Source organism: Corticimicrobacter sp. (assembly GCF_040137905.1).
Taxonomy (GTDB): domain Bacteria; phylum Pseudomonadota; class Gammaproteobacteria; order Burkholderiales; family Burkholderiaceae_B; genus Corticimicrobacter.
The window spans coordinates 68808-79378 of the sequence record NZ_JBEFDG010000010.1 but is presented as its reverse complement, the minus strand read 5'-3'; the positions used below and the strand labels follow the sequence as shown (position 1 = coordinate 79378).

Sequence of the window (10571 nt, the reverse complement as noted above, 5' to 3'; positions counted from 1 at the left end):
TCATAGCGATCACGGATCCTGACGGTTTCACGCTTTTCGAAATCGACGCCGCTGAGGTGCTCAATGAACGTCGTGACAAAGTGCTGGCGGGTTTGCTCGCCATCGCTGACGATGTCGATGCCAGCCAGCTGTTGTTCTTGCAGGGACAGCAGCAGGGCATCCTGTTTGCCTTCAACCAGCTCTTCGCCTTGCAGCTTCCAGGGGGACCAGAGCGTTTCCGGCTGTGCCAGCCAGGCGGGTTTGGGCAGGCTGCCGGCGGTGGAGGTGGGGAGCAATTTCTTCATGATGAGTAACCTTGTTTTTTGCGAATCAAAGCGCGTGATGGGCGGCGGACCACTGCGCGAGGAGGGTCTGGTGTGGCTTGATGAAGTGCTCTTCGACAAACTTGCCCTGTTCGATGGCCAGTCGGCTGCGCTCTTCCCGATCATAGACAATTCGGGTGAGCGAATAGTCCTGGTGTTTCAGGCTGGGCTGGTAGGATTTTCCTGCTGCAGAGTTGGCGTTGTAAATCTCAGGCCGGTAGATCTTCTGGAAGGCTTCCATCGTGCTGATGGTGCCGATCAGCTCAAGGTCGGTGTAATCGTTGAGCAGGTCGCCAGAGAAATAAAATGCCAGGGGGGCTACGCTGCCCGGCGGCATGAAATAGCGGACCTTCAATCCCATCTTGTCGAAATATTCGTCGGTCAGGGAATATTCGTCTTGCTGGTATTCCACGCCCAGTACGGGATGCTGGTTTTCTGTGCGATGGTAGGTCTTGCTGCTCGATACGCTCAGGCAGATGACAGGCTGCTTCCTGAAGTGCTCCCGGTAGGTGCTTGAATTAACGAAGTGCTTGAACAGCTTGCCATGCAGGTCGCCAAAATTTTCTGGCGTGCTGAATCCAGGCTGGTTCTGGTTGTGTGCCAGCAGCAAGACGCTGAAGTCATAATCCCGCACATAAGAGGAGAAATTATTTCCTGTGATGCCCTCGATGCGTGTATTGGTGCGCAGGTCGATAATGTGGGTCTTCAATATTTCAATCAGGGGGAGGGCGTTGCCAGCGTTGGCGGCACCCATTTGCATTTCAATGGAAATGATGTCGAGCTCGACTGCATAACGATCGCCGTTGGGATTGTCCCAATGGGCCAGTGCGTTGAAGCGATTGTTGATCATCCTCAAGGTGTTGCGCAGGTTTTCCTGGCGGCTGCTGCCTCGGGCCAGATTGGCAAAATTGGTGGTAATGCGCGTGTTGTCCGAGGGCTGGTAATTCTCGTCGAAACGAATGCTCTTGAGGGTAAAGGTAAAATCGTTATTCATTGCAGCGTGGAATCCTGAATTCTGAGGTGGAGCTGAATTGATTTATTTTTTTCCAGAATTATTGATTTTGTTTTCTGGATTTTTTGATTGATGTTTTTTATAGTGATCTACAATCAGGGAAAGTGTGCATTTTATGATGAGCCAATGATGAGGGGTTTGAATTAATTTCACGCTAGTATTAGTTTTTCTCATATATACTGAACCCTGCCCGCCGCCGGCGGAACCACCTTGCAGTCCAGCCCAGGAGATTCCCATGCGACAAGTCCATCCCTTTTCCTTGCGTCCTGTTCTCGCCAGTGCATTGCTGGCCGGTGCAGCAGTAGTGCTCAGCGGTTGCACGACCACTACGCAGACCAGCCAGGCGACCGTGGCCGAGCAGCGTGCCGTCATCAACAGCGGCTATGATGCGACGCTGACGCGCCTGTACGAGGCAGCTCCGGCGGCGCGACAGATGGTGCAGGAGGCCAAGGGCGTCCTGGTGTTCCCGTCGGTTGTGGGTGCCAGCTTTATCGTGGGCGGAGAGTATGGCCGCGGTGAGTTGCGTATCAATGGCCAGAATGCCGGCTACTACAGCACGGGTGGCGGTTCGATCGGCTTTCAGGCCGGCGCGCAGTCGCAGGCAACGATCCTGCTGTTCATGACCCAGCAGGCGCTGGACAATTTCCTGCTCAAAAAGCAGAACTGGACGATCGGGGCCGATGCCAATGTCGCGATTGCCAATATCGGGGCCAATGGCCAGATTTCGTCCAATACGGTCAATTCGCCGGTAGTCGGATTTGTCCTGAACAATGCGGGGCTGTCTGCCGGCGTGTCCTTGCAAGGCAACAGCATTCAGCAAATTGACCTTTGATCGCGTGCCGGCCTGTTAGGGAGCGCATTGCATGATTCGTTGTATACACCTGACAACCGGCGCAGATGGCGAGTCCCACTTCACCGAAGGGCAGATTGATCTGCCCGCCGGTGAGCGTGGCGACAGCATCAGCAGCGTCGCCGGGGCACGGAGCATCTCGTTTCGGGAAACCAGCGGTGGTGGCAGTTTTGACTGGCACGAAGCGCCCGAGCACCAGTTGGTCCTGACACTGAGTGGTACGCTGGAGTTCGAAACGCGCAGTGGTGCGCGTTTTCAATTGAATCCGGGTGATGTACTGTGGGCTGAAGATACCGCGGGAGGCGGGCATCGCTGGCGCTTGCTGGGGACCGACCCATGGCGACGGGCCTATGTGATCCTGTCGCCGGATGCCAGGGTGCCGTTCGTGCCGACTCAGGGGAACACGCATGCCAATTGATCACAACATGCCTGCCCGTGCCGATATCGTCATGGTGGGTGCCGGCATCATGAGTGCCACGTTGGCGACGGTGCTGAAAGAACTTGAGCCATCGCTGAATATCGTGATCCTGGAGGTGCTGGAGGATTGCGCCCAGGAAAGTTCGCATGGCTGGAACAACGCCGGTACGGGCCACGCCGCCAATTGCGAAATGAACTATACCCCTGCGCGTGCTGACGGCAGCGTAGATATTTCCAAGGCGCTGGAGGTGAACACCGAGTTTGATCTGTCGCGCCAATTGTGGTCCTATCTGGTCAAAATAGGCGCCATTCCGGATCCGCAGGCCTTCATCCATCCCTGTCCACACATGAGCTTTGTGTGGGGGCAGGAGAATGTGGCCTACCTGCGTCGTCGCTTTCAGGAGATGTCGGCTCACCATTGCTATCACGGCATGGAGTACAGCGAAGACCCGAAGCAGATCGAGGCCTGGGCACCGCTGATCATGGAAGGTCGTACCGGCAACGACCCCGTGGCCGCCACGCGCATCTTGACGGGGGCCGATGTGGATTATGGTGCACTGACGCACTTGCTCATTGGGCAGGTCACGGCACAGCCCGGTGTTTCAGTGCACTACCTGAAGCAAGTGACGGATCTGGCACGTACACCGGATGGCAAGTGGGGTATCGATGTCAAGGATACGGTGACACACCAGCACCAACGTCTGGAGGCAGGGTTTGTCTTTATCGGCGCGGGTGGCGGGGCGTTGGAGCTGCTGCAGAAATCCGGTATCCCGGAGGGACATGGCTATGGCGGTTTTCCTGTCAGCGGTATCTGGCTGCGCTGTGATGTGACGGACGTCAGCGAGCGCCATCATGCCAAGGTCTATGGCAAGGCGGCGCATGGCTCTCCGCCCATGTCGGTGCCGCACCTGGATACACGCATCATCGGCGGCAAGAAATCGGTGCTGTTCGGGCCGTATGCCGGTTTTTCCAGCCGTTTCCTCAAGCATGGTTCGCTGACCGACCTGTTCCGCTCCGTGCGTCCCGGCAATGTCCTGCCGATGCTGGACGTGGCCAAGGACAATTGGCAACTGACCGAGTACCTGGTGTCGCAGGTGTTGCAGAGCCCGGCACATCAGTTCGAAACGCTGCGCCAGTTCTATCCGAATGCGCGCCGGCATGACTGGGCAACTGCCGTGGCCGGGCAGCGTGTGCAGATCATCAAGCCGGGCAAGGATACGGCGGGGATGCTGGAGTTCGGTACCGAACTGATCGCGTCGGCCGACAAGTCGCTGGCGGCCTTGCTGGGTGCATCTCCGGGCGCATCGACGGCTGCTTTCATCGCTCTGGAGGTGTTGCAGAAATGCTTTGCCGACAGGTTGACGCCGACGGGCTGGCTGCCCCGGCTCAAGGCGATCATCCCGACCTACGGCGTGGACCTCAGGGTGGATGCCGATGCCTGCCGCGAGATCCGGCAATCAACGGCGGCCACGCTGAATCTGGCGTTTGTCTGAGCAGGACGGGCCATGAGTGGCCCGATTCCTGCAATATAACGGTTGAGCCGTCCTAGAACGCCGGATGAATACTCAACGCGCACAGCGCCGATAACTGGCACAGGGGTCGGCCCGATTCCTGATGCAGCGTATTGAATGCATCCTGCACGGCCTGCAGGTCGCGCTGGCTGGTGGGTTCGCGGGCAATGATGCCTGCCGCGACCAGCCGCGCCACGACATCGCTGGTCAGCAAAAAGGTGTCCTTGCCGACCAGGCGCAGGAAGCCGGCGGCCGAGCGTCCTCCCAGCCGGGACCCGCGTTTGGCGAGTAGCTTCCACAGACCGATGATATCGGTCACTGGCCAGGCGGCGATAAAGGCACCGAAGCTGCCGCCCTGTTCTGCGCATATATCGAGGATGAAGCGGGCATTTCCGGGGATGGTCTGCAGTTTGGTGCGGTCGCGGATGAGCTGTTTGTTCTGCATGTGGTTTTCGATGGCGGTTGCGTCGAGCCGGGCCATGCGCTCCGGATCGAAGCCTGCGAAGACCTGTTCGAACACCGGCCATTTTGCATCGACCATGGTGTGTTGCACGCCGGCCTGGAAGACCCGCCGGCTCATGGCCGACAGGTATTGCGCATCGCGGGTGTGTCGCAATTCGTCCGGCGTACGCGCCTGGGGCAGAAAGGCTTCCAGTTCGGCATCGGAGTCAAAACGTGCGCGTACTGTGTCGTAGAGCCATGGGTAGGTTAACTGCACTGTCGTTCCTTCATTTCAGGTTACGCATCGCTCGCTGGCAGATCCGCTGCGTGGCAGCTACCGGTTGTCCCTGCAGCCATCGGGCGCACAGGTCGGCAACCCAGATGGGCTGATCCTTGCCTGCATCATTGAGCCAGTTTGCCACGGAATCCTGCACGTAGACGGACGGGTCTGCGCGTAGCGGTTGCAGGATAGGCAAGGCGCGTTCAGGCTGTTGCTTGAATGAGGTCAGGTGAGCACACCAGACACCGCGTGGTCGCAGCGCTTCGCAGGCAAAGCGGCGCAGGCGTTCGGACGGGGAGGAGGTCCAGTCGGTCAGCAGGGCAATGGCTGCTTCCAGTTGCACGGCCAGGTGCGGGCGTATGGCCATCCAGGCCCATTCGCGTACGCCGAAGTGGGTATCATCCGCCAGTGGCTGGATGGCGGCCAGGCGTTCTGCAAGAGGCTGGTCGGGTTGTGCGCCGACCATGAAGCAGGCCCAGCCGCGTACGGTGTCGGCAGGGTGTGTCTGGCAGATGGCGAGGCCGGCGTTGCCCAGCGTATCCAGCAGGATGTTGCCGATGGCTGCCATGCGCTTGAGAATGCCCAACTGGCAGGCTGCATCGGCGGCCTGCAATGCGTGCCCGGGCAGATCCGGAAATACGGTACGCAGCAGTCGGGCCTGATCCAGCGCCAGGCTTTCGGCCAGCGTGGCACTTTGCAGTTCTCCGCAGGACAGCGCATGCAGCACGTCTGCTGGAATATCGGCGGTGCGGGTGGCCCCCTTGCGGGGAGATGGCGTATTCAAGCTGCGGTCCTTGGAGGGGCAGGTTGGTGGCTGATTTGTCTGGCTTGACGTGTCAGGGGTATGTGCAGTGTAGGCGATCCGGGTATTGGTCTGATTGTTTTCTTTTTGAATACTGTTTGTCAGTATGGGTGGTATTTATATGTCAATGATGTATGCCTAAGATACAGAGCATCGCATTGTGCATCAATGCATTCACTCACAGGGACACGGCATCATGGCACACAGCAATCTGGATATCGTTCGCGCTACCTACGAAGGTACATCCGAGGAAAACGGCAGGAATCTGCTCGCAGTATTGGCACCGGACGCAACCTGGACAGAGGCGGCTGGTTTTCCCTATGCAGGGACGTATGTCGGACCGGAGGCGATCGTCGGCAATGTCTTTCACCGGTTGGCCACGGAGTGGGACGGCTACCAGGCAAAGGTGCATACCTATCTCGCCGAGGGTGAGCGGGTGGCTGCGTTCGGGATGTATTCAGGTACCTATCGGTTGACCGGCAAGCATATGACAGCGAGCTTTGCTCACCTCTATCAACTGCGGGACGGGCAGATCGTCAGCATGGAACAGTATGTCGATAGTGCGCAGGTGCGGGCTGCCATGATCTAGAGGGGCTCCACCTGCCCGGTCTGGGACGTTGCCTTCAGTCCGTCGAAGTTCTCGAAATGCCAGGTTTCCTGGATTTTTCCGGCGTCGATGCGATGCATGTCCATGCCGCTGAAGCACACCTCGCGGCCGGACGCTTTCCAGGTGTCGAAGTCGGCGACGTGACGCCCGCGCATGGTGATCCGGCAGACGACCAGATCGTGCTCGGCCACGACGGCCTCGATGTCGATGTGGAAGCGCTCGAATGCCGCATGAGTCAGTTCGACGGCGCGCTTGAAGCCTGCTGGTGTATTGGGCTGGCCGGGGTCGGCGGGATGGTTGACCCAGCTGGCGGCCAGGATACGGTCGAAGGCTGAGGCATCATTATTGTTGAAGGCGTGATAGAAAGCCTGGGTGATAGCGGTATGGGTGTTCATGGAAATGCCTTGTCTGTCTGTATCAGGGGGCGGGTTGTGGCAGTTCGCCGGGTCCGTTCGGCTGTGCGCCGTCCGTCAGCGCAGGGAGATTCAATTCAATCCAGTCGGCCAGTTCCCTGACGCGGATGGCGGCCTCGTGGCCCAGCGGTGTCAGTGTGTAATCGACGTGGGGTGGCACGACCTTGTGGGCATGTCGCTCCAGCATCCTGTCTTTCTCGAGCAGTTGCAGCGTCTGGGCCAGCATGCGCTCACTGACGCCGCCGATGTTGCGTCGCAATTGGCTGAAGCGTTGCGTACCACCCAGCAGCGCCAGCAGGACGAGTACGCCCCAGCGGCTGGTGAGGTGGGTCAGGATCTCGCGGGATGGGCAGGCCGTCGCCATCACATCGCCGCGCAGCAGTTTTTCGGAAAGCGAGGTGGGCTCTGCAACGACTGCGGGTTGGGTTGATGCATGCAGGATAGGGGAGGTCGTCATATCCAATATCTATATGCTTACATTTATGTATGTACTTACTATAAGTCAGTATTGGGTCTATAGTCGAGTGGAAGTTTGCTTTTTCGTTCAACCAAGGAGATTCTCATGACTATTGCTGTAACGGGTGCATCGGGCCAACTCGGTCGCATCGTGATCGAAAAACTCAAGCAGAAGGTGCCTGCCGACCAGATCGTGGTGCTGGTGCGCAGTCCCGAGAAAGTGCAGTCGCTGGGTGTGCCGGCACGCGCTGCCGACTATGCCAAGCCTGCAACGCTGGTGCCAGCCCTGGCGGGTGTCGACACGCTATTGCTGATTTCTTCCAGCGAAGTGGGGCAGCGTGCCGTCCAGCATGCCAATGTCATCGCGGCGGCCCGGCAGGCCGGCGTCAAGCGTATCGTCTATACTAGCCTGCTGGGGGCGGATCATTCTCCGCTGAGTCTTGCGGACGAGCATCGCGCCACCGAGGCCGAGCTCAAGTCTGCGGGGGTGCCGTACACCATTCTGCGCAATGGCTGGTACACGGAAAACTATCTCGGCGCACTCGACGCGGCACTGGCACATGGTGCCCTGATCGGCAGCGCCGGCGAGGGGCGTATTGCCTCGGCCACGCGCGAGGATTTTGCGGAGGCGGCCGTCGCAGCCCTGACCGGTACGGGACACGAGGGAGCGACCTATGAACTGGCAGGCGATCATGCCTGGACGCTGAAGGACCTGGCTGCAGAAGTGAGCCGCCAGAGTGGCAAGCAGGTGGTCTACCAGGACTTGCCGGAAGCCGAGTATGCCAAGGCGCTGGTGGGTTTCGGCTTGCCGGAAGGCCTGGCAACTGCCATTGCCTCGTGGGACGTCGGAGCATCCAGGGGAGCCCTGTTCTCGGAGGACAAGACGCTGTCCCGGCTGATCGGCCGTCCGACCACCTCACTGCAGCAGGCTGTGGCACAGGCGCTGGCAGCACGCTGAGCCAAGCCGGCCAGGAGGCCGATTCGCCCTGCCGGGTGTATCGGCCTAGCGCCGTCCTTCCAGGAACATCCGTACCGCGAGTCCGGTCAGCACGGTACCCATCAGCCAGCGCTGGATGACCTGCCAGAGCGGACGGCCGCCCAGGAAGACGGCAATGCTGCCGGCCATGATGGCGATCAGGGCATTGACGCTGACACTGACCAGGATCTGGACGAAACCGAGCATCAGTGACTGCGCCAGTACGCTGCCGTGATCCGGCGCGATGAACTGTGGCAGCAATGACAGGTACATGATGGCAATCTTGGGATTGAGCAGGTTGGTGACGAATCCCATCAGGAACAGCTTGCGCGGGCTGTCATGAGGTAGATCGCGTACCTGGAAGGGGGAGCGGCCACCGGGTTTCACGGCCTGCCAGGCAAGATAGAGCAGGTAAAGTGCACCGCCGATGCGCAAGGCGTCGTAGGCGTATGGAACAGCCATGACCAGTGCGGTAATGCCGAAGGCTGCGCACAGCATATAGAACACAAAGCCGAGGGCGACGCCGCCCAGCGAAATCAGACCGGCGCGTCGCCCCTGGCAGAGTGAACGCGAGATCAGGTAGATCATGTTGGGGCCGGGGGTGAGCACCATGCCGAGGGACACGAGTGCGAAGGCGATCAGGCTGGAGGCTTCGGGCACGATATCGGGCTGCTTGTAGATGAAGTCGGGGGCAGGCTGGATACTTTTTGCCTGGTACTGGATGCGCGGCAGAGAGATAGATCACTGCCGTGACATCTTATCTTTTTTGTTGCAGTTCAGGCGACTTCCCGCAGCCATGCCAGCAATTGTTGTGGCACCGTTCCGACGGCAGGGGGGCCGGGAGACAGCAGCCAGTAGTGCGAGCCATCTTCCACAAAGCCCAGCGGGGCCGACAGGACGCCACTGGCAAGGTCGTCGCAGGCCAGATGCCATGGCGCAATGGCGACGCCCAGACCGGCGATGGCTGCCTGCAGGCTGAAATAGAAATGCTCGAACCATTGGGGGTGTCCTGCTGTCGGCTGCCTGGCAGGGCGGAGACGCTGTCCTGCGTGCCTGGCCCATTCGCGCCAGGCTTGCGGGCGCGTATGTGTATGCAGCCTGGGCGCATCTGCCCGCAGTGCCTGGGTTCCCGTGCCGGAAAACCAGGCGGCAAGTTGATCGGGACGGCAGACCGGGCCGACCCGTTCTGCAAAGAGCGGGTCGGCATGTGTACCGGCAGGCCAGGGAAAATCGTCGCGACGGATCGCCAGGTCAATACCGTCATCAAAGGCAAACGTGCCGCCCCCTGCGCTCAGGTGAATCTGCAGGTCGGGGTGCCGGGCCTGGAACGCCGGCCAGCGGGGAATCAGCCAGCGCATCAGCAGCGTGGGCTCACAGGACAGCACCCATCGGCGGGTAGGGTGATGGGGCGTACGCAGGGAGTCGGCTGCCTGTCGGATCGTTTCCAGGCCATCGCGCACCGCATGAAACAGCAGCCTGCCGGCATCATTGAGGAAGACTCGGCGCTGGCGACGTTCAAAAAGGGGCAGTCCCAGATGTACCTCCACCTGACGCACTGCCCGGCTGATGGCTCCGTGCGTGAGGTGCAACTCATCGGCGGCCCGGCTGAAATTCTCGAGACGTGCGGCTGCCTCGAAACAGCGCAGGGCACCCAGCGGCGGCAGACTGTGTCGAGAATTCTGTGAGTCTGGCTCACTATATTGGTCAGCAATCATCGTTTTTCATTCAGTAAGCAATGGCTTAGGATCGCGGCTCTATACCCATTTGTGCTGGAATGAATCATGACGGAACTGCTTGCTGTTGTCACCATCACGATATTGGCGGTGATGAGTCCGGGGCCGGATTTTGCGATGGTGACGCGCAACAGCCTGGTGCTGTCGCGGCGTGCCGGCGTGCTGACAGCGCTGGGCATCGGGCTGGGTGTGCTGGTGCATGTGGCCTACACGCTGCTGGGTGTGGGCCTGTTGATCCGGCAGTCGCCATGGCTGTTTGGCGTGGTCAAACTGGTGGGGGCGGCCTGGCTGGTCTGGCTGGGGGTGAAAATGCTGCGCAGTCGCCCGACCGTTCAGCAGCAGGATATCGCGCAGCCGGTCGTGGCGTTTTCAGATCTCATGGCGCTGCGGGTCGGTTTCCTGACCAACGCACTCAATCCCAAGACCACGATCTTCATTGTCAGCCTGTTCATGCAGGTGGTGGGATCGCAGACGCCGCTCGCTGTGCAGATTGGTTATGGTGTGTTTGTTTCGCTGGCGCATATCGTCTGGTTCAGCCTGGTGGCACTGTGTTTTTCTGCGGGGCAGGTGAGGCTGAAACTCCTGGCTTTGCGCCACTGGATCGATCGGGGGTTTGGTGCCTTGCTGGTTGGCTTTGGTGTGTTGCTGGGCATTGCGAAAATATGATTTAGATCAATCCGTTTGATGCGATAAACCGACACTCTAATATCGCTGGCTGGTAAAGTGAGCTTGAATTAGAATTTCGTTTCACAACGCGACGGGATTTTAAAT

The 10571-nt window shown here is 59.5% G+C and carries 14 protein-coding genes and 1 pseudogene; 6 read left to right on the top strand and 9 right to left on the bottom strand.

Annotated features, from left to right (window positions below; genetic code table 11):
• The 3 genes and pseudogenes from ABN482_RS01235 to ABN482_RS01225 all read right to left on the bottom strand — a co-directional run.
• A pseudogene (locus ABN482_RS01235) lies at positions 1 to 284 on the bottom strand (methionine synthase); the annotation flags it as partial.
• A gap of 25 nt (positions 285 to 309) precedes the next feature.
• Positions 310 to 1296, bottom strand: coding sequence for a DUF1852 domain-containing protein (locus ABN482_RS01230; protein WP_349502282.1), 987 nt, complete (start codon positions 1294 to 1296; stop codon positions 310 to 312).
• Positions 1297 to 1338: 42 nt separating this feature from the next.
• The gene (locus ABN482_RS01225) at positions 1339 to 1551 is read right to left on the bottom strand and encodes a hypothetical protein (protein WP_349502281.1); all 213 of its coding nucleotides are present in this window, start codon (positions 1549 to 1551) and stop codon (positions 1339 to 1341) included.
• On the opposite strand from ABN482_RS01225, the gene ABN482_RS01220 reads away from it, so the two are divergent.
• From ABN482_RS01220 to mqo, 3 genes are read left to right on the top strand one after another with little or no spacing between them, the layout of a single operon-like run.
• Positions 1550 to 2146, top strand: coding sequence for a BPSL1445 family SYLF domain-containing lipoprotein (locus ABN482_RS01220; RefSeq protein WP_349502280.1), 597 nt, complete (start codon positions 1550 to 1552; stop codon positions 2144 to 2146). The genes ABN482_RS01225 and ABN482_RS01220 overlap by 2 nt on opposite strands.
• 31 nt (positions 2147 to 2177) lie before the next feature.
• Positions 2178 to 2582 carry an AraC family ligand binding domain-containing protein gene (locus ABN482_RS01215; RefSeq protein ID WP_349502279.1) on the top strand — a complete coding sequence of 135 codons (405 nt, stop codon included), beginning with the start codon at positions 2178 to 2180 and terminating at the stop codon, positions 2580 to 2582.
• Positions 2572 to 4074, top strand: coding sequence for a malate dehydrogenase (quinone) (gene mqo, locus ABN482_RS01210; RefSeq protein WP_349502278.1), 1503 nt, complete (start codon positions 2572 to 2574; stop codon positions 4072 to 4074). Before ABN482_RS01215 ends, mqo begins: the two co-directional genes overlap by 11 nt.
• Before the next feature lie 52 nt (positions 4075 to 4126).
• On the opposite strand, the gene ABN482_RS01205 is transcribed toward mqo, so the two are convergent.
• Positions 4127 to 4810 (bottom strand): DNA-3-methyladenine glycosylase I, encoded by a 684-nt coding sequence (locus tag ABN482_RS01205; protein WP_349502277.1) that lies wholly within the window; start codon positions 4808 to 4810, stop codon positions 4127 to 4129.
• A 10-nt stretch (positions 4811 to 4820) separates the two neighbouring features.
• Complete coding sequence (locus ABN482_RS01200; RefSeq protein ID WP_349502276.1) at positions 4821 to 5597, bottom strand: HEAT repeat domain-containing protein; 777 nt, start codon at positions 5595 to 5597, stop codon at positions 4821 to 4823.
• A 214-nt stretch (positions 5598 to 5811) separates the two neighbouring features.
• Here ABN482_RS01200 and ABN482_RS01195 point away from each other — a divergent pair, with 214 nt between their 5' ends.
• A complete protein-coding gene (locus ABN482_RS01195) occupies positions 5812 to 6204 on the top strand; it encodes a nuclear transport factor 2 family protein (protein WP_349502275.1) in 393 nt (130 codons plus the stop codon).
• On the opposite strand, the gene ABN482_RS01190 is transcribed toward ABN482_RS01195, so the two are convergent.
• On the bottom strand, positions 6201 to 6617 hold the full coding sequence (locus tag ABN482_RS01190) for an ester cyclase (protein ID WP_349502274.1): 417 nt from the start codon (positions 6615 to 6617) through the stop codon (positions 6201 to 6203). The genes ABN482_RS01195 and ABN482_RS01190 overlap by 4 nt on opposite strands.
• A gap of 22 nt (positions 6618 to 6639) precedes the next feature.
• Complete coding sequence (locus ABN482_RS01185; RefSeq protein ID WP_349502273.1) at positions 6640 to 7092, bottom strand: winged helix-turn-helix transcriptional regulator; 453 nt, start codon at positions 7090 to 7092, stop codon at positions 6640 to 6642.
• Positions 7093 to 7197: 105 nt separating this feature from the next.
• Between ABN482_RS01185 and ABN482_RS01180 the strand changes: the two genes are divergently transcribed.
• Complete coding sequence (locus tag ABN482_RS01180) at positions 7198 to 8049, top strand: SDR family oxidoreductase (protein ID WP_349502272.1); 852 nt, start codon at positions 7198 to 7200, stop codon at positions 8047 to 8049.
• 45 nt (positions 8050 to 8094) lie between these two features.
• On the opposite strand, the gene ABN482_RS01175 is transcribed toward ABN482_RS01180, so the two are convergent.
• Positions 8095 to 8679: a LysE family translocator gene (locus ABN482_RS01175; RefSeq protein WP_502877212.1), complete on the bottom strand. Its 585-nt coding sequence runs from the start codon at positions 8677 to 8679 to the stop codon at positions 8095 to 8097.
• A gap of 164 nt (positions 8680 to 8843) precedes the next feature.
• Positions 8844 to 9782, bottom strand: a complete 939-nt coding sequence (locus ABN482_RS01170; protein WP_349502270.1) for a LysR family transcriptional regulator — start codon at positions 9780 to 9782, stop codon at positions 8844 to 8846.
• Between the two features lie 66 nt (positions 9783 to 9848).
• Here ABN482_RS01170 and ABN482_RS01165 point away from each other — a divergent pair, with 66 nt between their 5' ends.
• Positions 9849 to 10466, top strand: a complete 618-nt coding sequence (locus ABN482_RS01165) for a LysE family transporter (RefSeq protein ID WP_349502269.1) — start codon at positions 9849 to 9851, stop codon at positions 10464 to 10466.
• The last annotated feature ends 105 nt before the right edge of the window (positions 10467 to 10571 follow it).